This window comes from Halomonas sp. OfavH-34-E, assembly GCF_024124525.1.
Classification (GTDB): Bacteria; Pseudomonadota; Gammaproteobacteria; order Pseudomonadales; family Halomonadaceae; genus Halomonas; species Halomonas litopenaei.
On sequence record NZ_JAMXRY010000048.1, the window covers coordinates 16,062 to 38,951 of the forward strand.

General features: G+C 66.6%; 19 protein-coding genes and 1 other RNA gene. 11 read left to right on the top strand and 9 right to left on the bottom strand.

Going from position 1 to position 22,890, the window contains the following annotated elements; translation table 11 throughout:
* The first annotated feature begins 491 nt into the window (after positions 1 to 491).
* The 3 genes from gpmI (at position 492) to NH448_RS18250 (ending at position 4,713) form a co-directional block, all read left to right on the top strand.
* Positions 492 to 2,063, top strand: a complete 1,572-nt coding sequence (gpmI, locus tag NH448_RS18240; RefSeq protein WP_045990987.1) for a 2,3-bisphosphoglycerate-independent phosphoglycerate mutase — start codon at positions 492 to 494, stop codon at positions 2,061 to 2,063.
* A 167-nt stretch (positions 2,064 to 2,230) separates the two neighbouring features.
* Positions 2,231 to 3,337, top strand: a complete 1,107-nt coding sequence (locus tag NH448_RS18245) for a peptidoglycan DD-metalloendopeptidase family protein (RefSeq protein ID WP_045990986.1) — start codon at positions 2,231 to 2,233, stop codon at positions 3,335 to 3,337.
* Positions 3,338 to 3,408: 71 nt separating this feature from the next.
* Entirely contained in the window at positions 3,409 to 4,713 is a 1,305-nt protein-coding gene (locus NH448_RS18250) for a S41 family peptidase (protein ID WP_213227499.1), read from the top strand.
* Positions 4,714 to 4,752: 39 nt separating this feature from the next.
* Here the strand turns inward: NH448_RS18250 and NH448_RS18255 are convergent, their stop codons facing one another.
* The 3 genes from NH448_RS18255 to NH448_RS18265 all read right to left on the bottom strand — a co-directional run bounded on the left by NH448_RS18255 (position 4,753) and on the right by NH448_RS18265 (position 8,650).
* Positions 4,753 to 6,015 carry a UbiH/UbiF/VisC/COQ6 family ubiquinone biosynthesis hydroxylase gene (locus tag NH448_RS18255; protein ID WP_253029206.1) on the bottom strand — a complete coding sequence of 421 codons (1,263 nt, stop codon included), beginning with the start codon at positions 6,013 to 6,015 and terminating at the stop codon, positions 4,753 to 4,755.
* A 229-nt stretch (positions 6,016 to 6,244) separates the two neighbouring features.
* On the bottom strand, positions 6,245 to 7,591 hold the full coding sequence (gene ubiH / locus NH448_RS18260; RefSeq protein WP_253029207.1) for a 2-octaprenyl-6-methoxyphenyl hydroxylase: 1,347 nt from the start codon (positions 7,589 to 7,591) through the stop codon (positions 6,245 to 6,247).
* 474 nt (positions 7,592 to 8,065) lie between these two features.
* Positions 8,066 to 8,650, bottom strand: coding sequence for a YecA family protein (locus tag NH448_RS18265; RefSeq protein ID WP_045990983.1), 585 nt, complete (start codon positions 8,648 to 8,650; stop codon positions 8,066 to 8,068).
* Between the two features lie 232 nt (positions 8,651 to 8,882).
* Between NH448_RS18265 and NH448_RS18270 the strand changes: the two genes are divergently transcribed.
* The 3 genes from NH448_RS18270 (at position 8,883) to NH448_RS18280 (ending at position 10,246) form a co-directional block, all read left to right on the top strand.
* A complete protein-coding gene (locus tag NH448_RS18270; protein WP_045990982.1) occupies positions 8,883 to 9,194 on the top strand; it encodes a cell division protein ZapA in 312 nt (103 codons plus the stop codon).
* A 210-nt stretch (positions 9,195 to 9,404) separates the two neighbouring features.
* Positions 9,405 to 9,589, top strand: a non-coding RNA gene (gene ssrS, locus NH448_RS18275) — 6S RNA.
* Between the two features lie 36 nt (positions 9,590 to 9,625).
* Positions 9,626 to 10,246, top strand: coding sequence for a 5-formyltetrahydrofolate cyclo-ligase (locus NH448_RS18280; RefSeq protein WP_253029208.1), 621 nt, complete (start codon positions 9,626 to 9,628; stop codon positions 10,244 to 10,246).
* A 387-nt stretch (positions 10,247 to 10,633) separates the two neighbouring features.
* Here NH448_RS18280 and ilvA read toward each other — a convergent pair whose 3' ends face one another.
* Positions 10,634 to 12,196: a threonine ammonia-lyase, biosynthetic gene (ilvA, locus tag NH448_RS18285; protein ID WP_260425355.1), complete on the bottom strand. Its 1,563-nt coding sequence runs from the start codon at positions 12,194 to 12,196 to the stop codon at positions 10,634 to 10,636.
* 204 nt (positions 12,197 to 12,400) lie between these two features.
* Between ilvA and rpiA the strand changes: the two genes are divergently transcribed.
* Entirely contained in the window at positions 12,401 to 13,075 is a 675-nt protein-coding gene (rpiA, locus tag NH448_RS18290) for a ribose-5-phosphate isomerase RpiA (protein WP_045990979.1), read from the top strand.
* Here the strand turns inward: rpiA and waaA are convergent.
* Genes waaA through NH448_RS18305 form a run of 3 tightly spaced genes read right to left on the bottom strand, consistent with a single transcriptional unit; the run spans position 13,064 to position 16,912 of the window.
* Positions 13,064 to 14,380, bottom strand: a complete 1,317-nt coding sequence (gene waaA, locus NH448_RS18295) for a lipid IV(A) 3-deoxy-D-manno-octulosonic acid transferase (protein ID WP_253029209.1) — start codon at positions 14,378 to 14,380, stop codon at positions 13,064 to 13,066. The genes rpiA and waaA overlap by 12 nt on opposite strands.
* A gap of 2 nt (positions 14,381 to 14,382) precedes the next feature.
* The gene (gene hldE / locus NH448_RS18300) at positions 14,383 to 15,813 is read right to left on the bottom strand and encodes a bifunctional D-glycero-beta-D-manno-heptose-7-phosphate kinase/D-glycero-beta-D-manno-heptose 1-phosphate adenylyltransferase HldE (protein ID WP_045990977.1); all 1,431 of its coding nucleotides are present in this window, start codon (positions 15,811 to 15,813) and stop codon (positions 14,383 to 14,385) included.
* Complete coding sequence (locus NH448_RS18305) at positions 15,803 to 16,912, bottom strand: glycosyltransferase family 9 protein (RefSeq protein WP_108131936.1); 1,110 nt, start codon at positions 16,910 to 16,912, stop codon at positions 15,803 to 15,805. The genes hldE and NH448_RS18305 overlap by 11 nt, the downstream gene beginning before the upstream one ends.
* Here NH448_RS18305 and NH448_RS18310 point away from each other — a divergent pair.
* Positions 16,911 to 17,633 carry a 3-deoxy-D-manno-octulosonic acid kinase gene (locus tag NH448_RS18310; protein ID WP_045990975.1) on the top strand — a complete coding sequence of 241 codons (723 nt, stop codon included), beginning with the start codon at positions 16,911 to 16,913 and terminating at the stop codon, positions 17,631 to 17,633. The two genes, NH448_RS18305 and NH448_RS18310, sit on opposite strands and share 2 nt — an antisense overlap.
* A 112-nt stretch (positions 17,634 to 17,745) precedes the next feature.
* Here NH448_RS18310 and NH448_RS18315 read toward each other — a convergent pair whose 3' ends face one another.
* Positions 17,746 to 18,891 carry a glycosyltransferase family 4 protein gene (locus NH448_RS18315; protein ID WP_253029210.1) on the bottom strand — a complete coding sequence of 382 codons (1,146 nt, stop codon included), beginning with the start codon at positions 18,889 to 18,891 and terminating at the stop codon, positions 17,746 to 17,748.
* A 38-nt stretch (positions 18,892 to 18,929) separates the two neighbouring features.
* On the opposite strand from NH448_RS18315, the gene NH448_RS18320 reads away from it, so the two are divergent.
* The 3 genes from NH448_RS18320 to NH448_RS18330 all read left to right on the top strand — a co-directional run bounded on the left by NH448_RS18320 (position 18,930) and on the right by NH448_RS18330 (position 22,563).
* A complete protein-coding gene (locus NH448_RS18320; protein WP_253029211.1) occupies positions 18,930 to 20,042 on the top strand; it encodes a glycosyltransferase family 9 protein in 1,113 nt (370 codons plus the stop codon).
* 87 nt (positions 20,043 to 20,129) lie between these two features.
* Positions 20,130 to 20,888 carry a glycosyltransferase family 2 protein gene (locus tag NH448_RS18325; RefSeq protein ID WP_045990973.1) on the top strand — a complete coding sequence of 253 codons (759 nt, stop codon included), beginning with the start codon at positions 20,130 to 20,132 and terminating at the stop codon, positions 20,886 to 20,888.
* A 40-nt stretch (positions 20,889 to 20,928) separates the two neighbouring features.
* On the top strand, positions 20,929 to 22,563 hold the full coding sequence (locus NH448_RS18330; RefSeq protein ID WP_045990972.1) for a sulfatase-like hydrolase/transferase: 1,635 nt from the start codon (positions 20,929 to 20,931) through the stop codon (positions 22,561 to 22,563).
* A 110-nt stretch (positions 22,564 to 22,673) separates the two neighbouring features.
* Here NH448_RS18330 and NH448_RS18335 read toward each other — a convergent pair.
* The coding region (locus tag NH448_RS18335) for a glycosyltransferase family 9 protein (RefSeq protein ID WP_290442871.1) at positions 22,674 to 22,890 on the bottom strand (217 nt) is incomplete at its 5' end.

Genomic DNA, 22,890 nt, shown 5'->3' on the forward strand with positions numbered 1-22,890 from the left:
GTCGGCTAACTCTCGTCGGATGCAAAAATGGTGGTGGCCTGGGTGGCGAAATCGGCGTCCAGGGCCTTTGTTACAAGATCTATGTCACAAGACCTGTGCCTCAAGGCCGGTGTTGCGAGTCCAGTCTACAGACCGGACGACGCGAGACGCAGGTACGTTGCCCGCGCTCGATCACCGCTACCCGCCGCAGGGCGGCCAGTATACACGACTCGGGGGCGATGCCGCCTGCCTCCGGGCACTGCCTCGTCGGGTCAATGACGACCGCTGCCAGCGTGCGATATGATGCCGCAAGGAGGATCGTGTCGCGAGCCTGAAACCGCAAGCCACGAGACTCACGAAGACGCGCCGATTCTATTGTCGGGCGCGCTTCCCGAACCGCCAGGCACCAGCGTTTACCCACGACACCCCAGGACATCCGGCGACGACGCCAGGCGTCGAGCGCCAACAAAAGGATGCCGGGCGAGGTCATCTTGAGCTAGAGGCAATTCCTCATGACGGATACTGCGACCGCACCGCGCCCGGTGGCGCTGATCATCCTCGACGGCTATGGACACAATGAAGACGCCGCGTCCAACGCCGTCGCCGCCGCCGACACCCCCAACATGGACCGCCTGTGGCAGCAACGCCCGCACACCCTGATCCACACCGATGGCCGCCACGTGGGCCTGCCGGACGGTCAGATGGGCAACTCCGAGGTCGGTCACATGAACCTCGGCGCCGGGCGCATCGTCTACCAGGACTTCACCCGCATCACCAAGGCCATCGAAGACGGCGAGATCGACGACAATGCCGTGCTGACCGCGCCCATCGACGCGGCGGTGAAGGCGGACAAGGCGGTCCACCTGCTCGGCCTGCTGTCCCCCGGTGGCGTTCACAGCCACGAGGATCACCTGCTGGCGGTGGCCGAGATGGCCGCACGGCGTGGCGCCAAGCGCATCTACCTGCACGGTTTCCTCGACGGCCGCGACACCGCGCCCAAGAGCGCCAGAGCCTCCATCGAGCGCGCCAACGCCAAGCTTGCCGAGCTGGTGGGTCAGGACAATGGCTTCGTCGCCTCGATCATCGGCCGCTACTTCGCCATGGACCGCGACAACCGCTGGGACCGCGTCGAGAAGGCCTATCGCCTGATCACCGAGGGCCATGGCGAGCACCAGGCCGAAAGCGCCGAAGCCGGCCTCGACGCCGCTTATGAGCGTGGCGAGACCGACGAATTCGTCGCCGCCACCAGCGTGCGCCCGAACGGCAAGCCGGTCGCTGCCGAAGACGGCGATGCCGTGCTGTTCCTGAATTTCCGCGCCGACCGCGCCCGCGAGCTGACCCGTGCCTTCGTGCTCGAGGACTTCGACGGCTTCAACCGTCAAGTACAGCCGACGCTGGCCGCCGACGGCCTGGTCATGCTGACCCAGTACGCCGCGGATATTCCCGCGCCCTCGGCCTTCCCGCCTGCCGACCTGAACAACACCCTGGGCGAGGTCATGGAGAAGCGCGGCAAGACCCAGCTGCGCATCGCCGAGACCGAGAAGTACGCCCACGTCACCTTCTTCTTCTCCGGCGGCCGCGAGAAGGAATTCGAGGGCGAGGAGCGCGAGCTGATTCCTTCACCCCAGGACGTCAAGACCTACGACGAGAAGCCCGAGATGAGCGCCTTCGAGCTCACCGACACCCTGGTCGACGCCATCGACGGCGGCAGCTTCGACCTGATCATCTGCAACTACGCCAACGGCGACATGGTCGGCCATACCGGTGACTTCAACGCCGCCAAGGCAGCCATCGAGGCGGTAGACAAGTGCGTGGGTCGGGTGGTCGAAGCGATCGAGCGCGCCGGCGGTGCCTGCCTGATCACCGCAGATCACGGCAACGCCGAGCAGATGGTGCACCCCGAGACCGGCAACCCCCAGACTGCGCATACCACCTTCCCGGTGCCGCTGGTGTACGTGGGCAGCCGCGAGGCCCGGCTAAAGGACGGCGGTCGCCTGTGCGACCTGGCGCCGACCCTGCTGACCATGATGGGCGAGTCGGTGCCGGAGGAGATGACCGGCGAGGTACTGATCGAGCTGTCGTGAGACCTCTGCGCACCGCAGCCCCAGTCGCGCCATCGAGGCGCCAGCCCGGCAGCTGCCCACCACCACGTACGACGCCGCCCCGCCCGGGGCGGCGTTGTGGGTTTGTCCGCGCGGCTGTCGCCCTGGGCGCAGCGGTCCTGTGGCTGGGTGGCCTGCCGCTCACTCCTGTGACACAGGCCGGCCTGCCGCTCGCTCAGGCCAGTCCCAGCGAGCAGCAGGCCAGGCAAAGGCTCGACGCCATCGGCGAGCGTATTCAAGAGGCCAGTCAGCGCCTGGCCAGCACCGATAGCGCCCGCGACCAGGCCAGCGAGGCCCTGCGCGAGGTGGAAACGGCACTGGCCGAGACCCACCAGCGCCTGGATACGCTGCAGGCCGAACGCCGCCGGCTCGATCAGGAGATGGCCGAGCTTGCGCATCGCCGAGAACTGATGGAAGCCGAACGCCGGGAGCAGCGGGCAGCCCTGGGTCGTCAACTCGATGCGCTCTATCGCATGGGCCTGACACCACAGTTGAAGCTGCTGCTGAATCAGGACGACCCTGCACGACTGGACCGCCTGCAGGCCTATCTCAACCATCTTGCCGACGCCCGCAACGAGCGCCTCGATCTGCTCGCTGAACTGGACCAGCGTCTGGATGACAACCGCCGCGAGCTCGAACACCGCAGCGAGGAGCTGGCTTCCCTGGAGGCCGATGTGGCGGCCCGTAGCCAGGCCCTGGCCAGGCAGAGCCGCGAGCGCCAGGCGCTGGTGGCGCAGCTCGACCAACGCTACGACACCGAGGCCTCGAAGCTGGCCTCGCTGGACCAGGACCGGGCCCACGCCGAGCGGGTGCTGCGCGAAGTGCAGGAAACCATGGCACGGCTCGAGCGCCCGCCGCCGTCCACCGCCATCGAGCGCACCCGAGGCGACCTGCCGTGGCCGGTGCAGGGCATGATGCTGTCGCGCTTTCGCGAATCCCGCGGCGTCCACCGCAACGGCATCCTGATTCAGGCGCCATCCGGGACTTCGGTCGAAGCGGTTCACCCCGGCCGGGTAGTGTTCGCCGACTGGATGCGCGGCTTCGGCAATCTGCTGATCGTCGACCACGGCGACCAGGTGATGACCCTCTACGCCCACCTGCAACGCTTCGAGACGGAGGTCGGCAGCCGTGTGGAGCGTGGCCAGACACTGGGCCGCGTCGGCGTCAGCGGAGGCCGCGACGCTCCGGGGCTGTATTTCGAGGTACGCCGTGGCGGTGACCCCATCGATCCTGGTGGCTGGATCGCGCGGCGCTGAGCACACGCCATTTTCAACCATCCGGCCTAAGGCTATGCTTGAACCTTGCCCCTACGTCGAGCGGAGACCGCATGACCGAACCCCGAGCCGCCCACCGTCCCTCGCGCCTCAAGACACTGACCGGGACTTGCCTTGCGTGGTGCCTCGCCGCGTCCCTGGCCTGGCCTTCGCTGGCCAGCGCCCAGGCGACCGACGATGATCTGCCGATCAGCGAGATCCAGGCCTTCTCCGAGGTGTTCGAGCGGATCAAGCGCGGCTACGTGGAAGAGGTCGATGATGCGACCCTGCTCAAGAACGCCATGCGCGGCATGCTCTCGGAGCTAGACCCCCACTCCAGCTACCTCGACGCCGAGGCCTATCGCAACCTGCGGGAGACCACCGAAGGCGAGTTTGGCGGGATCGGCATCGAGGTCGGGCTCGACGACGGCCAGCTCACGGTGATCTCGCCGATCGACGACACCCCGGCCGAGCGCGCGGGACTTCAGGCTCAGGACGCCATCCTGCGCATCGACGAGACCCCCACCGATCGGCTAACCCTGCAGGAAGCGGTGGACATGATGCGTGGCGAGCCAGGCACCGAGATTCGCCTGACCGTGGTCGGCGCCGGCGATGGTGCTCCACGTGAGGTCACCCTGGCCCGGGAAATCATCCGCACCGACAGCGTAAGGAGCGACATCCTCGAGCCCGGCTACGGCTATCTGCGCATCAGTCAGTTTCAGGCCCGCACCGGCGAGCAGGTCGAGGATGCCCTGACCGAATTGCGCGACCAGGGGGCTCTGTCAGGCATCGTGCTGGACCTGCGCAACAACCCCGGCGGCGTACTGCAGTCGGCGGTGGACGTGGCCGACGCCTTCCTCGACCGTGGCCTGATCGTCTACACCGAGGGGCGCCTGTCCGATAGCGACATGCGCTTTTCGGCGACCCAGCGCACCGCGGCGCCGGACGTGCCGCTGGTGGTGCTGATCAACGGCGGCAGCGCCTCCGCCGCCGAGATCGTCGCCGGCGCCCTGCAGGACCAGCGCCGTGGCGTGGTGATGGGCACCGAAAGCTTCGGCAAGGGCTCGGTGCAGCAGATCATGCCGCTGGGCAATGGTGAAGGGCTCAAGCTGACCACCGCGCTCTACTACACCCCTAACGGTCGCTCGATCCAGGCCCAGGGTATCGAGCCCGACGTCGAGGTCGTGCGCGGCCGGCTCGAGGTCGCCGATACCAGCAACCTGCGCATTCGCGAGTCTGACCTGGAAGGACATCTTGGCGATGGTGGAGATCGCGCCGGCAGCAGCCGCAGCGATCGGCTGGACGGCGACTACCAGCTGGGCGAGGCACTGAATCTGCTGAAGGCGCTGAACGTGATCAGTCAGCGCGACACGCGCTAGGCCGGGCGACTAGGCCCCGGCCTGCACTCTGCCTGCCCCCTAGCGACAGCTAAGCGGCAGGCGCCCACGTGAGCCGGTGGCCTGCTGCATGATCAGGCGCTTGATCGGAGATAACCGGTCGACGCCGGAAAGCCCCAGGTTGCGCGCCAGCGTCAGGCCCGGGTGGCGGCTGCCGAACAGACGCCGAAAGCCTTCCATCAGCACCAGCATCATGGCGTTATCGCCACGCCGACGTCGCTCATAGCGTGCCAGCAGGCTCGGGCCGCCAGGTGCTACACCACGACGGCGTCCGTTCAGCAACTCTTCGGCCAGTACCGCCGCATCGAGAAAGCCCAGATTCACCCCCTGGCCGGCCAGGGGGTGAATGCTGTGAGCGGCGTCGCCGATCAGCGCAAGCCCCGGCAGGTGGTAGCGCTCGGCGTGGCGCTGGCTGAGCGGAAAACTCCTGGCCTCATCCCGCACCTCCACCGCACCCAAGCGATGATCCAGCGCCTCGGCCATGGCCTGGCCCAGCGCCGCCGGCGAGAGTGCCGCAAGACGTTCGGCTTCCTGCGGGGTGGTGGACCAGACGATCGAGCAGTAGTGGCTGTCTCCCGCCACCGTCAGCGGCAGGAAGGCCAGGGGGCCGGTGGCCAGAAAGGCCTGACGGGCTACACCGCCGTGACGCCGCTCGGTCTTCACCGTGGTCACCAGCGCGCACTGCCCGGTGTCCTGTTCACGTACCGCTATCCCGGCCAGTTCGCGCAGCGGTGAACGTGCACCGTCGGCGCCGACCACCAGCGGGGCGGCCAGCACGCTGCCATCATCCAGGGTCACCCGCCGACGAACGGCGCCGTCGTCCAGCGCCACCACCTTGCGACCATGCAGGCGTTGCACCTGAGGCAGCCTCGACAGCTCGGCTTCCAGCGCCGCAAGAATCACATCGTTTTCGACGATATGGCCAAGCACCGGTACGCCGGCCTGATCGGCGCGGAAGCCGACCTCGCCGGAGCCATCGGCGTCCCACACCTGCATGGCGGTGTAGGGCGTGGCGCGCCAGGCGTCGATGCGCGGCCAGGCACCGAGGCCTTCCAGCAACCGTCGAGACACCGGGGTCAGGGCGCTGACGCGGGGCGCCGGCACACTGCCCGGCAGGTCATCCGAGTCCAGCGGGCCCGGACGCGGGTCCACCATGGCGACCGTCCAGCCTTCCCGTGCCAGCAGCACGGCCAGTACGGCACCTACCATGCCGATACCGGCGATCACCACATCGACTCCCGTCGGCGCTGCCTTGGCGGCTGAACCCTCTGCCTGCTCCTTCATCGGCGTCTCGCTCTCCCAGTCTTCCTGACAATCACTGACTCGCTTGCACCACGTGCCTTTGCGGATTCGCCCTCAGGGTCGCGGCAACGCAGCGCACCCAGTGTACCGCCAAGGGCAATCCTATGCTCGACCGCCAGGCTTTCAGGGGCAGTGCCTGAAGGCTGCCTGACGCCATGTGAAGGCCCTGTGAGCCAGATGACACCAACGGGCCAGGGTTGCCCCTACCCCGTTATCGTTCGCTGCCCATGGCCCGCCTGGCGAGGCCCCGCCTCAGCGGCCCTGCGAGGTTCAGGCCAATCAGTCCCGCGGCACGGGCGTGGGACAGCAGTGGCTGGTCGATGCCGAACAGCCGAATCAGGCCGTCGCTGAAGCGCACCACATTGCGCTGGTCCGCTTCGCGGCGTCGCTCGAAGGCAGCCAGGGTCGCCGCGCTGCCAGGCGCCTGGCCGGCCTCGAGCCCTTGCTCGATGGCCTCGACCAGGTCGATCACCCCTCGCAGCGCGAGGTTGAAGCCCTGGCCCGCCACCGGGTGCAGGGCGTGGGCGGCGTTGCCCAGCACCGCCAGTCCCGGCCGTGTCGTCTCCCGCGCGGTGACCAGCGACAGCGGGTAGACGTGACGCTGGCCGACCTTGACGAAGGCGCCGGCTCGATCGCCAAAGGCGGCCTGCAGCTCTTCGAGAAAGGCGCGGTCCGACAATGCCAGGCGGCGCTGTTCGCTGCCCTTTTCATGGGTCCACACCAGCTCCATGGCCTGTCCCGGCAGCGGCAGCAGCGCCATCGGGCCTTGCCGTGTGAAGCGCTCGTAGGCAACGCCCTGGTGGGGGCGCCCGACCGCGACATTGGCGATCATTGCCACCTGATCGTAGGGGGCCGCGTCGCTCTCGATCCCCAGCGCCTCCTTGAGGCCAGAGCGACCGCCGTCGGCCAGCACGGTCAGGCCAGCCTCCAGCACGCTGCCGCTGGACAACCACAGACGATGGCCTGCGGCCACGGGTTCGATACGCGCCACCCGAGCCGGACAGTGCCAGTCGAGCGGCAGTGCGGCCAGGCGGCGATGCAGCACCCGCCCCATCCAGGCGTTGGGTACCACGTAGCCGAGCGCCTCGACGCCCATTTCGTCGGCACGCAGGCGCGTCGCACCAAGGCGCCCCTTCTCACTGACATGGATCAGCGAGATCGCGCTGGCCTTCGCGGCCATGGCCGACCACACCCCGAGGCGCGAAAAGTGCGCGGCGGACCCCGCCGCAATGGCGCTGGCGCGGGCGTCGAAGCTTGGCTGCCAGGCGTCGTCTTCTCCCGCCGAAGGCGCCGCTTCCTGCGGCGACGGTGCGAGCGGTGCCATCGGTGCGGCCTCGACCACCGCGACCTTGAGGCCGGAATGTTCGATCAATTCCGCCAGGGCCGCCCCCAGGCTCGCCCCCACCAGCCCCCCGCCGATGATCGCCACGTCGACCCGCTCGACCGCATGGCCACCTTCCTGGCAAGACGCCTGAACCTGGCAAGACGCCTGAGGGGCGTTCGCTGAAAGGCGGCTTGCCGTTGGTTCCACAGTGCTCTTGGGGGTGTCTTGCGGCATTACTGTATTCCTGTAATAACTTTACGTAATCAAATATTTATTAGCGTGCAAAGTGGCCATAAAACCACCAATCGCCCTGGCGAAACAGCACCCTGATTTGTACCCCAGCCACCGCCATCCCTCCCTGAACGAAGGCTTCGACAAGACGCAAATGCAGGGAAACGCTGGCATGCCAACACTCAAGACAATCCGACGATCATCCAGTCCACGACGCTCCGGTCACCGACGAGCGTCGGCGCCCCAGAAAAGGGCGAGACGAGCCCACGGCACCAGGGACACGCACCGATAAGACAGGTGTCATCGCCGAGAAAGGCATGATCGACAGTGGCAGGTCAGCGGCCGATGCGCCGGCGATCCGAGCCCTGAAGCACGACGCCAGATCAATCACATCAACCAGCATAGCAGGCTATGGCGACGGGAAAAGGAGGGAAAAATCCCGAACTTTGCAGGCATCGTTCGGGACTTTGGCAAACGTCAGTGGGTGGTGGGAGGGGTCTCGTCGACCTGCTCGACCTGCGGGGTGCCTGGGTGCTGTTCGGTATAGAGCAGCATCGCCGCCATGCGGGCGTGTTCGGTCAGGGCAAAGAGGTCGTTTTCGTTCTCGGCGCTGTCGTCGATATCGGTCTCGATGGCGGCCAAACCCGCGAGATCCTCGATGGCCTCCCTGAGCGGCTCGGACCACTTCTTTCTGGGCGCGTCGCCTGCATCCTCCACTACTTCGAGAAAGCCGAGGGTCCACTCCTTGAGGCCCTGGGCCCGCTCGGCCAGCGAGAACATCTCGTCAGGCAGCAGCGGTTCGAAGTTCAGCTCAGTGCTGGCCAGGGCGTCCAGGGTCTGGCGGCGCCAGCCGAGCAGGCGTTCGGCGCTGGGCTCGTCTCTGGGCTGGTCGACCCCGAGGGTCAGGCAGACCTCCTCGAGCCAGGCCTCGGCGGTGAGGTCGTGCAGGCCGAGTGCCGCGCACAGGCGCCCGTCGAGAAAGGCCGGCGACTGCATGCTGCCATGCAGCAAAAAGGTGTCGGCGATGGTGGAGAAGTCCTGGCGTTCGTTGATCAAAGACATGATGATATCCGCTGAAGAAGAGGTTCAGGGTGGCAATACCGCGGCGCCCCCGGGGTGACCAGAAGCCGCTTGCCCATGGCATCGGTAAGCGCCGTCGGTGCTCCCGTCTTGAGGTGTCGCGTTGACCCCCCGCTGAAGGCTCTCTTATAGTGACTCGCAATCGATCCCCGATGGTAACGCATCCTGCCCGTTCGGCGCTGCGTTAGCCAAGGCCCGCCCCGGAGCCAGGCCCATGAATGACACCAAGCGGCATACCACCGACATTACGCTGCTAGAACGCCCCTACACCATCGCCTGTGCCCCCGAGGAGCAGGAGGGACTGGAGCGTGCTGCCCGCTATCTGGACCAGGCCATGCAGGGGATCCACGCCCAGGGCAAGGTGGTGGATCGGGAGAAGATCGCCATCATGGCTGCACTCAATCTGGCCCACGAACTGCTTGGCCTGCGTGACGAGAAGCGTGCAGGCGAAGCCAGTCTGAGCGAGCTGAACACCCGCCTGGAGCAGGCGCTCGCCAAGGCGCCGAGTCGCGATTCCGACGTCTGATCAAGCCTGATCAGGGCTTTCGGTACCTGAGCCCGCACCACGTCCCGCGCCGCCCCGGTGGTCCGCGCCCCGCCTCATCTGCGAGAGCCGTGCCAGCACCTCATCCCCTTGCTGGTGTCTCGCGACCAGCGCGCCTGGTCGACACTGCCTCCCCAAGCACTCGAAGGCATCTTCACTTTGGCGCCAGGCCCCGGTCTGGTAGCATGGAGGAGTTCCCTGGGGTGTGCGCCAGTCGTTACAGTCCCTCGAGCCTATGCGCAGTACCCAGGGGGCCAAATGCTAGCCGGGCCCGTGTGCAAGTCCGTGCGACGGAAAGCCTGACGGCTCGGCTGCGGCCACCCACCTTGAACCTATGGGTTCAAGGGCCAGAACGACAGCGGCACTCTGGGGAACCTCGAATGAACGATCTGCGCTCTTCCATTGACGCACAGATGACGCTCGGACACTTGTCACGTACCGAGCTGCGACGCGAACTACGCCGCCGCCGCCGGGCCCTGAGCCCGCGCCAGCAGCAGGCCGCCAGCCAGTCACTATTGGCTCGCCTGCGTCGCCTTCCTGAACTGCTGAGTGCCCGTCGCGTGGCGCTCTACCTGCCCAATGACGGGGAGATCGATCCTCGCCCCCTGCTCGACTGGCTACGCCAGCGGCGCGCCCAGGCCTATCTTCCGGTGCTGCGCCCCCTGAGCGACAATCGCCTGTGGTTCGTCCGCTACGACGAGCATACCCCCATGGTCGCCAATCGCTTCGGCATCAGCGAACCCTGCAGCCGTCACGGCGCCCATCCGTCGCGCCGCCTGCCGCCCTGGGCGCTGGACGCCATCCTTCTACCGCTGGTGGGCTTCGATGACTCCGGCCAGCGCCTGGGCATGGGTGGAGGCTTTTACGATCGCACCCTGGCCTTCGCCCATCCCGACAGCGGGCAGGGAGGCCCCAGGCCACGCCTGATCGGCCTGGCCCATGACGTCCAGCGCGTCGAACGCCTGCCGGTGGCCTCCTGGGACGTGCCGCTGAACGCCATCGTCAGTGATCAAAGAGTGATCCGCCCTGCCTGAAACGCCTCCGGCCGCCCCTGAGGGCGGCCGGAGTTGGATCTATGCCGATGTCGTGACCATGGTGCCTGGTGCGTCAACCTCCCACCAGCGCCTGGGCGTAGCCGGTCGCCACGACTCCCAGGCCGAACACCAGCACCAGTGACATGATCAGATCGGGCTTGCGTTTCATTCCTGACTCCCTTCATACGGCCGCTTGCCGTATTGTCTTGATGTTGTGGTCAAAGCGACTGACTCAGACTATAGGGTGATCACCCATGTATGGCAATCATCACGCTTCCACGATGAAGCCCGTCAGCCAGGCGTCATCATGCCCAGCAAGTAAGTCAGCGCTTGCGCGCGCAGGATACGCCGCTTTGCCTCGACTTCCAAGACGTCATCCCGCCATGGCTATGCCATGAACAGTTGGTAGGCGGGATTGTCACTTTCCTTCCAATAGCGATAGCCAATGGCGTCAAAATGTTCCTCGACGTGGGAACGATCCCCGTTGGGAATCTGCATGCCGACCAGCACCCGACCATAGGCAGCGCCGTGGTTGCGGTAGTGAAACAGCGAGATATTCCAGTCCTGGGGGAGGTGGGTCAGGAAGTTCATCAGCGCGCCTGGGCGCTCGGGAAATTCGAAGCGATAGACTTCCTCGGTGAACTCGGTACGGGGCCGGCCGCCGCCCAGATGACGGATATGCAGCTTGGCCAGTTCGTTGTCGGTCAGATCCTCGACCGGGTAGCCCGCCTCGATCAGTTTGCCGATCAGCGCCTGGCGATCCTCGCCGCCCGGCTTGACCTGTATGCCGACGAAGATGTGGGCCTGGTCGGCATCGGCGTAGCGATAGTTGAATTCGGTGACCATGCGCTTGCCGATGGTGCGGCAGAACTTCTTGAAACTGCCAGGTCGCTCGGGAATGGTCACCGCCAGGATCGCCTCGCGCTGTTCGCCGAGTTCGGTGCGCTCGGCGATATGCTGGAGCCGATCGAAGTTGGTGTTGGCGCCGGAGTTGATGCATATCAGGGTCTGGCCCTCGGCCCCGGTCTCCTGGATATACTTCTTGAGACCGGCCAGCGACAGCGCGCCGGAGGTCTCGGACACCGCCCGGGTATCCTCGAAGATATCCTTCACCGCCGCACACATCTCATCGGTGTTGACGGTGATCACCTGGTCCACCAGATCCCGCATCAGGGAAAAGGGAATCTCGCCGATCTGCGCCACCGCCACGCCCTCGGCGAACACCCCGACCTGTTCAAGGATGACCCTTTCACCGGCCTCCAGCGCGGCCTTCAGGCAGGCGCTGTCCTCGGCTTCCACCCCGATCACCTTGATCTCCGGGCGCAGGTACTTGATGTAGGCCGCCATGCCGGCGATCAGGCCACCACCGCCCACCGGAATAAACACCGCATCGATGGGGCCGCTGTGCTGACGCAGGATCTCCATGGCCACGGTGCCCTGTCCGGCGACCACATCGATATCGTCAAACGGCGGGATATAGGTGTAGCCGTGGGCCTCGACCAGCTCCTGAGCGTGCTCTGCGGCGGCGGCGAAGGCGTCGCCCTTGAGGATGACCTTGGCGCCCCAGCCGCGTACCGCAGCCACCTTGATCTCCGGGGTGATGCGCGGCATCACGATCACCGCCTTGACGCCCATCTGCTTGGCCGCCAGCGCCAGGCCCTGGGCATGGTTCCCCGCGGAGGCGGCGATCACGCCCTTGGCTTTCTGCTCATCGGTCAGGTGGGCCATGCGATTGTAGGCACCGCGCACCTTGAAGGAGTGCACCGGCTGAAGGTCTTCACGCTTGATCAGAATCTGATTGTTGAACCGTCGCGACAGCATGGGCGCAGGTGAGATCGGCGTTTCTCGGGCGGCTTCGTAGACCCGGGCCTGGAGAATCTTCTTGACGGTAGCTTCGAGCATTCTGGTATCCAGCGTGAGGGAGGCGGGCAAAACCCCTATTGTTAGCATCGCCTCACGCCCAACGTCCAGCGCCAGCCACCCCAGGCAGACATTGCTTGCCTCAGTGCCGAGCTGCCGCGACCGCGATGAAGGCGGAAACGGGCGGAGCCAAGGCACCACGGTGACACGCCAGACAGCGTTTCTTCCGTCTTTCGCGATGCCCTATAATGGCCGCAGCTTTCCTCTTCTCACGCTCCCCATCGCAGGTATTCCATGACCCAGGACGAACTCAAGGACGCCGTCGCTGCCGCCGCCATCGACGAGGTCCGCCCGATGCTCGGCCGTGACATCGTGATCGGTGTCGGTACCGGCTCCACCGCCAACTGCTTCATCGACCGCCTGGCAGAGCTGCGCGGGGACTTCCGCGGAGCGGTGGCCAGCAGCGAGGCCAGCGCCCAACGATTGAAGGGGCATGGCATCGACGTCTACGAGCTCAATGAAGTCGGCACCATGCCGGTCTACGTCGACGGCGCCGACGAAGTGAACGCTCACCTACAGATGATCAAGGGTGGAGGCGCCGCGCTGACCCGGGAGAAGATCGTGGCGGCCTGCTGCAAGACCTTCATCTGCATCGCCGACGCCTCCAAGCGGGTCGAGCGCCTGGGCGACTTCCCGCTGCCCATCGAGGTGATTCCCATGGCCCGTTCCTACGTCGCCCGGGAACTGGTCAAGCTTGGCGCCGATCCGGTCTACCGCGAGGGCGTGGTCACCGACAACGGCAATCAGATCATCGACTGCTACGGCCTCGACATCGATGACCCCGTCGCCCTGGAGACCCGCATCAACGCGATCGTCGGAGTGGTGACCAACGGCCTGTTCGCCGCTCGTCCGGCGGATATCCTGCTGATCGGCGGCGCCGACGGCATCAGCCGGCATCTACCCGCCTGAGCCCGGCCACCTGCCTTGGCTGTGGCCAAGCAGCCGGTCCAGGCCAGCGAGGGTGGCCTCCAGCGCACCCCGGTGGGTGTCGATGACGCCTTGCCCGGCCTCGCTCAGCCGCTTGCGCTGTTCTGCATCCTCGAGCAGCGCGGCGACACGCTCGACCAGCTCGTCGGCGTCGGCGATCTCGACCAGCGCGCCGGCGTCTCTCAGCAGCTGGGCCACGTCCTCGAAATTGTCGAGATGCGGGCCGGTCACCACCGGCACACCCATCAGCGCGGGTTCGAGCAGATTGTGGCCACCGATGGGCACCAGACTGCCGCCGACGAAGGCCAGGTCCGCAGTGCCGTAGAGCGCCTGCAGCTCACCCATGCTGTCGCCAAGATAGATCTCTGCCCTGGCGCTGGGGACGCGCCCCCGGGAGCGCCTGACGGTCTCGAAGCCGGCCTCCTGGCACAGCCTGGCGACCTCCTCGAAGCGCTGCGGATGGCGCGGCACCAGCACCAGCAGGATATCGGGAAAGCGCGCCTGTAGGCGTCGCTGGACCCCGAGCAGCAGCTCATCCTCACCGGGATGGGTGGACCCGGCGACCCAGATCGGGCGATGCCCGATGGCTGCGTGCAAGCGCTCACTCACCTTCAGGGATGCATCATCAAGGGCCATGTCGAACTTCATCGATCCGACGACCTGGATGTGGTCGGACGCCATGCCCAGTTCGACGAAACGCTCGGCATCCTCACCGGACTTGGCCGCCAGCCAGTCGACACAGGCCAGCGACTCGGCCATCAGCGGTCTCAGGCGCCGATAGCCACGAAAGGCACGGGGTGACAGGCGACCATTGACCACCGCCACCGGGATACCCCGCCTGGCGCAGGCCCTCAGCAGGTTCGGCCACAGCTCGGTCTCGAAGAAGATCGCCTGGCGAGGGGCCAGACGCTGGACAAAGCGGCGCGCGGCGCCGGGAAAGTCGAGCGCCACGAAGACATGGCTCAGGGGAGCGGCCGCCTCCGCCTCGGGAACGTCGTCCACCAGCGAGAGCACTCGTTCGGCACCGGTGGCGGTCATGGTGCTGACCACCAGTCGGTGATCAGGATGGCGCAGGCGCAGGGCGCGTATCAGCGGGCGTGCCGCCACCACCTCGCCCACCGAGGCGCAGTGCAGCCATAGCCGCGGACGCTCGTCGGCGAAGGGCCGCAGACAGCCCATCCGCTCGCCACGAGCGCGATCCGGCAGCTGTTCGCGCCAGACCCGTCGCCAGATCAGCGGCGACAGCAGTCCGATGGCACCTGAATAGGCGAGCCGTGGCCAGCTCACCCTCAGCTCTCGCGATCGAGGATGGTCGAGATCATGGCGGTGGTGGAGACGCCATCCTCGAAGCCGAGCACCTTGACCTCGCCCCCGGCGTCACGCACCGCTTCGCCGCCGGCGATATCCTCGGGCCGGTAGTCCCCGCCCTTGACCAGCACGTCCGGCAGCACCGATTCGATCAAGCGAGCCGGCGTATCCTCGGCGAAGGGCACCACCCAGTCCACCGCGCCGAGCCCGGCCAGCACCTGCATGCGGCGATTGAGCGGATTGATCGGCCGCTTGGGGCCCTTGAGCCGACGGATCGAGGCGTCGTCGTTGACCGCCACGATCAGCCGGTCACCGAGCTGGCGGGCGTGCTCCAGGTAGGCCACGTGGCCGGCATGAAGAATGTCGAAGCAGCCGTTGGTCATCACCACCCGCTCGCCACGGGCCTGGGCGGCGCGCACCGCCAGCACCAGCGGTGATTCCTCGATAACGCCGAATTCGGCCAGCTTGTCGCCGTGCAGCGCGGTGTAGAGCTCGGCGATGGACAGCGTCGCGGTGCCGGGCTTGGCCACCACCAGACCCGCCGCCAGATTGGACAGGGTCATGGCCTCGGCGAAGCCGTGGCCGGCGGCCAGGGCTAGACCCAGCACCGCGATCACGGTGTCGCCGGCGCCGGTGACGTCGTAGACCTCACGGGCCCGAGTCGGCAGGTGCAAGGGGTCATGGCCTTCGCGAATCAGCGTCATGCCCTTCTCGCTGCGGGTGATCAACAGCGCCTCGAGCTCGAGCTCCTCGCGCAGCGCCTCGCCCTTGGTGGCCAGGATGTCGTCGCTGGGGCAGGGCCCGACCACCGCCTCGAATTCGGCCAGGTTGGGGGTGATCACGCTGGCACCACGATAGCGCCGGAAATCGCTGCCCTTGGGGTCCACCAGCACCCGCTTGCCGGCCCGGCGCATTTCCGGGATCACCATCTCGACGTTGGCCAGGGTGCCCTTGCCGTAGTCGGACAGGATGATCAGGTCGAAGTTGTCGGTGGCCTCGATCAGCCTGGGCGCCAGCTCCGAGGTGTCGATCTTGTCGAGTCCATCCTCGAAGTCCAGGCGGATCAACTGCTGGTTACGGCTCATCACCCTGAGCTTGGTAATCGTGGGCATGCCGGGAGTACGGTGAAAGTGAGTGCTCACCCCGACCTCCTCCAGGCGCGCGGTCAGACGGTCGGCATTGTCGTCGTCACCGACCAGTCCGGCCAACGCCGCGTGGGCGCCCAGGGAGGCGATGTTCAACGCCACGTTGGCGGCGCCGCCCGGACGATCCTCGCACTCTTCCACGCGCACCACCGGCACCGGGGCCTCCGGTGATATCCGGGAGGTGCCGCCGTGCCAGTAGCGGTCCAGCATGACGTCGCCCACCACCAGCACGCGGGAGCGCTCAAGCGCGGTCAGATCAAGCTTCATCGGGTGACTCCCTATCGAGGTCGGAGCGGTGTTGCGAGGCGGTGTCGGCGAGCAGGGTATCGAGTCGCTCGATCACGTCGTCGGCGCGAATCAGCGACATCGCATCGGGATGGCGGACCCGCTGGCCCCAGGTGATGGTGTCGGGATCCGCCTGGAGGAACTCCCGGACGGCGTCAGGGTAGCGATTGACCACGTAGTCGCGCCACAGGTAGGGCGCGGCGCGATCGGGGTTGGTGGTGGCAAACAGGCCCACCACCGGGGTAGCCAGGGCGTTGGCCATGTGCACCGGGCCGGAATCCGGGGCGATCACCACCCGGGCGCGATCGATCAGCGCCAGCAGACCCTTGAGCGAGGTGGCGCCGATGGCGTCGATCACCGCCTCGGGGTGACACAGCGACTGAATGCGCGAGCCCATCTCGCGCTCCTGGGTACTGCCGCCTCCGGTCATCACCGTCTTCAGGCCAAACTGGGTCCAGGCGTGCTCCACCACGGCGGCGTAGCCTTCCGCCGACCAGTTGCGAAAGTTGCGCAGGCGCGGATTGGCACAGGGACTGATCAACAGGTAGGCGCTGTCGCCGGTGAGCTCCCGGGCCTCGGCGTAGGCGCTGTCCGGCACCGGCAGTCGCCACTCCAGCGACGTATCCTCGACTCCCAGCAGGCGCGCGAAGTCCATGAACGACTCCAGCACGTGGGCCCGCTCACGCGGGGCCAGCTGACGGTGCGTGAACCAGTACTGACGGTCCTTGGCCCGCGCCGGGTCGAAGCCCACCCGCACCTTGGCCTTGAGTCCCAGCGACAGCACGCTGGCTCTGAGCGCCTGCTGCATGTGCAGCAGCACGTCGAAGCGGGTATCGGCCAGCTCGCGCCACAGCGCCCGCATGCCCTTGAGGCCGGTCGACTTGTCGTAGACGACGAACTCGACCCCTGACAGGCCGGTCAGTAGACTGTATTCGCCCTTGCCGACGATCCAGGTGATCCGCGCCTCGGGCCATTGGCGCTGCAGGGCTCGAACCGTGGGCACCAGATTGCACACGTCTCCCAGGGCAGAGAGACGCAGCACGCCGATGTGGGCAGGACGAGCGGGCAGAGGATGCTTCATGCGGTTGGCAACGTATCAGTCAGGAAAGGTGGGCATTTTATACGATGCCACCAGTTTATGTGACGCTGTACCACGGCCACAAATCGGACCCGCTCTGCTGGCGCCAGAATACTGGCGCGAGGCAGGCCTGGTGACCGGACAGGCGCCGGGCCGCGGCCAGAGTCTGTTTCTCGAGGTGGGCGATCGTCAGTGGGTGCTGAGGCCCTACCGCCGCGGCGGTCTCGTCGCCCGGCTATCGACCTCCCGTTACCTGTGGACCGGGCTCGAACGCAGTCGCGCCTTTCGCGAAGTGCGTCTGACGGCACGGCTTTACCAGGCCGGCCTGCCGGTGCCGCGGCCGGTGCTGGGAGGCGTCGTTCGCCATGGCCCAAGCTACGAGGCCGCGCTGATCACCGAGCGCCTGCCGGCCACCCGAGCGTTGGCAGAGCATCTCGGCAGCGGTGATCTGGCCCCGGGCCTGCTCCATGAAGTGGGCCAGGTCATCCGACGCTTCCACGATCATGGCCTCGACCATGTCGACCTCAACGCCCGCAACCTGCTGGTCGACGACAGCGACCGGGTCTGGCTGATCGACCTGGACCGCTGTCGCCTGCGCGCCCCTGGCAAATGGCGCGAGGGCAATCTGGCGCGACTGGGACGTTCGCTGGCCCGCTTCTGCGTCGACGAGAGGTCGGCCCAGCAGGCACTCGAAGAGATCCGCCGCGGCTATAGCGACGCCTAGCCTGTGACCGATAGCGGCCTGTAATCGATTCTCGGCTCCAGAACACTTTTACAGCAACGTCTACAGCGATAGCGGCCGCTTACTCACCTCTCTGAGCAAGCGGTGTCACTCGTCAGACGGCAGGCCGGCCAGCGAGCACGTCGTCATAGACCTGAGTCAGCCCCTGCACATGCTGCGACAGCAGGAAGTGCTGCTTGACCCGACGTCGCGCCTCTTCGCCCAGACGTCGCCTCAGCTCGCCATCTTGCGCCAATTCCAGCATGGCGGCGGCCCACTCGGAGGCGGATTCGGGGTCTGCCAGGCGGCCACTGTGAGCGTCGATCAACTCGGGGATGGCGCCACTACGCGAACCGATCACCGCCTTGCCGGCGGCCATGGCCTCGATCACGGTCAGGCCGAAGGCCTCGTTGCGCGACGGCACACAGACCACGTCGAGCACCTCGAACAACCGCGCCAGGTCACGCCGAAAGCCGGTAAAGGTGATGCGCTGCGACAGTCCCTGCTCGGCGACCAGCGCCTCGAGCTCGGCCACGTACTCCTCACGACTGCCCTCCTCGGCGCTGAGTCCACCGATGATGACCCCATGGACATCGAGCGCCGGATGCTCGGCGATCAGTCTCGCCAGGGCCTCGACGAACACCCGCTGCCCCTTGCCAGGCGTCAGTCGCCCCGCCACCCCGATGGTGGTGGCCGACGCCGGCAGCCCGAGGCTTGTGCGCAGGGCGCGCCGCTCGCCGGCGTCCAGACGCGGCGCCAGCGGCGCCGGGTCGATCCCCAGATACAGACGCTGGATACGCTCGGCCGGCAGGGCGAAGGCCTTGACGTTACGTCGCCGGGTCGCCTCGCTGATGGACAACAGCCGCGACACCCGTCCGTAGGCCCAGCGGTGATACAGGTCCTTCTTCGGCCGGGTGACCCCCATATGGTCGGTGAACACCACCTTTAGCCGCGGCCGCAAGGTCGCCAGCAGGGCGGCCAGGCGCAAGTCGCTGGACTTGTGGCAGTGCAACAGGCGGATGTCGTGACGGGCCAGGTACTCAAGCCACCGGCGCACACCGAAAAGCGCCGAGCCTCTGGAGCGGGCAGTCAGCGTCGGCACCCCGGCATCATCGAGGCTCCTGGCCACCCGCGACCCGCCCAGTGCCAGGGCATGCACCTGCCACCCCTGAGCGGCAAGCTCCGGTATAATCCTCGAAGGATACATTTCCAGTCCGCCCCAGCCGTCCGACAGGCAGATGTGCATGACCTTGTGACTCAAGGTGGTCTCCTTTCCGATAGCGGGGCTCGGGAGCCCAAATGACAGCAACGACGGCCTCGGCCGACGCTCGTGCCCCTCGACTGCTGGTGGTACGCAACGACAAGCTTGGCGATTTCATGCTCGCCTGGCCAGCACTCGCCGCCCTCAAGAAGGCCAAGCCCGCCCCTCATGTCAGCGTGCTGGTACCCGCCTATACGGCGCCGATGGCAAGGCTCTGTCCGTGGATCGACGACGTCGTCATCGACCCGGGTGAACAGGCGCCGAAGGATGCCCAGCGCGCCCTGCTGGCGACACTGCGCCAGGGCGGTTTCACGGCGATGCTGACGCTCTACTCCACCACCCGCATCGGCTGGCTTGGTCTTCGCTCGGGGATTCCCCTGCGCATGGCGCCAGCCACCAAGTGGGCCCAGCTATTCTACAACCGTCGCGTCACCCAGCGCAGATCCCGTTCGGCCAAGCCTGAATACATCTACAACCTGGAACTGGCCGAGGCCATGATTCAGGCGCTGGGACTCTCGTCAGGACAGCCGTCGCAACAGCACCCCGTGCCCCCCTACTGGCCCCTGGCTCCGCAACAACGTGACGCTCAGCGTAGCGCGCTGGGCCAGGCGCTGGGGCTCGACGACACGCGCCCATGGGTGTTCCTGCACCCGGGCAGCGGCGGCTCGGCGGTCAACCTGACTCCCGAGGCCTACGCCGGGCTTGCACAGGGTATCGATCGGCGCCTGGCCGAGTCGGGTGAGCGTCCGCCCCACTGGATACTTACCGCCGGCCCCGGCGAAGAAGCCGTGGCCGAGGCCCTGGTCAAGACGCTGGACGAGGCAGGCCTCAGTGCTTACCGACAACCGGCCTGCGCAGGACTTGCCGACTTCGCTCGCAGTCTGGCGGCGGCCGACGCCTTTATCGCGGGTTCCACCGGCCCGCTGCACGTGGCAGGCTGTCTCAACCTGATCACCGTCGGCTTCTACCCGTCCCATCGCTCGGCCACCCCGCTGCGCTGGCAGACCTGCAACGACGCCGATCGGCGACTGGCGTTTCATCCACCGACGGATGCCGCTCACCAGGACATGTCGGCCATCGACCTGGAGGCCGCCGCCGCCGCCACTGCAGCGCGCCTGAGGAAGGTCAACCACCATCGGTCGACGGCATAGCAACAGCGTATCGGCGCATCCCACTCGCCACAGCGTATCGGTTGTTGGCACCAGCACCCCATCAAGCCCTTCGTATAGGCAGGCCCCATGACCCCGATTACCGGCATCATCATTACCCTCAACGAGCAGGACAACGTCGAGGAGGCCATCGCCTCGCTGGCTCCGGTGTGCGACGAGGTGATCGTGGTCGATTCCGGCAGCAGCGATGACACCGTTGCCCTGGCCGAGGCCGCCGGCGCTAGAGTGATCCATCAGCCCTATCTGGGCGATGGCCCGCAGAAGGCCTTCGCCGTCCCCCAGGCGTCGCATGACTGGATCCTGGCGCTGGATGCCGACGAGCGCCTGGACGACGACGCCGTGGCGGCGATTCGCGAGCTGTCGCTGGACGACCCGCGCAAGGCCTACCGCTTCAAGCGTCGCAACTTCGCCGGCCGCCACTGGATTCGCGCGGCGGGGTTCTACCCGGACCCGGTGACCCGGCTGTACAACCGCACCACCTCGGGCTATCTGCCCAAGAAGGCGCACTCCTCGGTCCAGGCACCGGAGGTGGTCGACGTGGACGCCCATCTGCGTCACTTCACCTACCGTGACCTGTCCCACTGGATGCAGCGCATCGATCAACTGTCGACCCGCGACGCCTGGGCGATGAAGGAACGTGGTGTCACCCCCTCGTCGACTCGTCCCACGCTGCACGCGATGACCGCCATGCTGCGCAAGCTGGTGCTCAAGGGCGGGCTGCTGCAGGGCCAGGATGGCATGACCGTCGCCATCACGACGGCATTCCATGCGTACATGAAGTATGCAAAGCTGAACGAACTGTACGAGAACGAGCGAGCCGATCGCTGATTCGTATCGGTTTCACGGAACGACACCTGGCGCCTCGATCATGCCCCTGCACCGCCCCGCCACCTCGACCTGGCTTCGCTGGGCCGTCCATCTGATTCTCGGCCTGTCCGTGGGCCATGCCCTGGTCATGGTCACCCGGCTGCCCGGCTGGTGCCTGCCGCTGCCGGCACTGGTGTGGTGTGCCCTGGCCGGATGGAAACGCTGGGGCGCACCACCTCCACCACGGCTGCGGGTGCAGGTGATCCCCTGGGCGCTGGCGCCACTGGCCTTCTGGGGCATCTACGTCTACCTGGCCAACAGCTTCGGCCAGGTAGACATGGGCGCGGTCTATTTCCACCTGCAGGCGGGCATTGCCAAGCACGGCGGCAGCGAACGCAGCGTGGCGGCGATACTTTACACCGCAGCCATGTTGCTGATTCTGGCGGCCTACACCTGGCTGGTGCGAGCCGACTACCGCTGGCAACGCTGGGACCACTGGCTGGCCTTCGTGCTGCTGGTCGCCAATCCGATGTTCTACTCCATGGGCCAGCGCGGCGCGGCGGTGGTCACCGACCCCGGCACCTGGCTGGAGCGTCGCTACGTCGAGCCGGTGATCCTCAAGGCGCCACCGCAACCCCCCAACCTGCTGTTGATCTACCTGGAGAGCCTCGAGCGTACCTACGCTGACGAGGCCCGTTTCGGCGACGCCTACGCCGACCTGGCCGCATTGGAAGCGGATGCGGTGGTGTTCGACAACGTTCGCCAGCTCGACAACACCGGCTGGACCATGGCCGGCATGATCGCCAGCCAGTGCGGCACGCCGCTGATGCCCGCCGGCCTGCTCCACGACAGCCAGTTCGAGCCGCTGCACCACGTGGTACCTGGAGTCGCCTGCCTGGGAGATCTGCTCGCGGGGCTTGGCTACCGCCAGACCTTCATGGGCGGCGCCAGCACTGAATTCGCCGGCAAGGGGCTGTTCTACGAAGACCACGCCTACGACCGCGTGCTGGGGCGCGAGCAGCTCGCAGGCCGCCTCGACGATCCGGACTACCTCAATAGCTGGGGCCTCTACGACGACAGTCTGTACGCCATGGCGGAAGAGGAAGCAAAGCGCCTGGATCGTCAGGACGGTCCCTGGAACCTGACCGTGCTCAATCTGACCGCCCACGCCCCGGCGGGCTATCCGGCCAGGGCCTGCCAGGCCAATCAGGGCGAGCACGATGGTGTGGATATCCTGTACGCGGTGAAATGCTCGGCCTGGCTGACCCGCCGGCTGATCCAGCGCCTTGGCGACCAGGGGCTGCTGGAGGACACCCTGGTGGTGATTGCCAGTGACCATCTGACCATGCGTGTCTCGGCCTGGGATCAGCTGATTCAGACGCCTCGCACCAACACCCTGATGATGATGGGCAATGCGCTGACGCCCCAACGCATCTCGACCACCGCCACCACCATGGACACCCTGCCGACGCTGCTGGAGGCGATGGGCTTCACCATCGACTGGCACCGCGCCGGACTGGGCGTCTCGCTGTTCTCGAACGATCCGACCCTGGCCGAACGCTACGGCCTGGAAGCGCTCAACGGGTACATGCGTGAAGAAACCGCGCTGCAGCAACGCCTGTGGCAAGGCCTGGCCCCGGCGTATCGCAACGACGGACAGCCCGACGCCCCACCCGAGGCACCCCAGCAGCCTTGACCTTGGTGTCTACCTGCCTGGGCGCCCATATGAAGAGTAGCGGCGACAGGGCGCCTGGATGACGACCAGGACGACTGGACAAGGCTTCACCGACGGCACCTTGCCCCGGATCACTCGTTGCTGGCGTCGATCCGGTTCGGGGCCTCGTCTGTCAGTATCGCCTCCAGCACGCTGTCCACAGTGATCTGCTTGAGGCAGTTGGTATGCCCGAGCGGGCAATGTCGCTCGAAGCAGGGCGAGCAGGACAAAGCCAGATAGTGAATCCGGGCGTTGTCGGTCAGCGGCGGCGTATAGGCCGGCGACGAGGAGCCATAGATCGCCTGGATA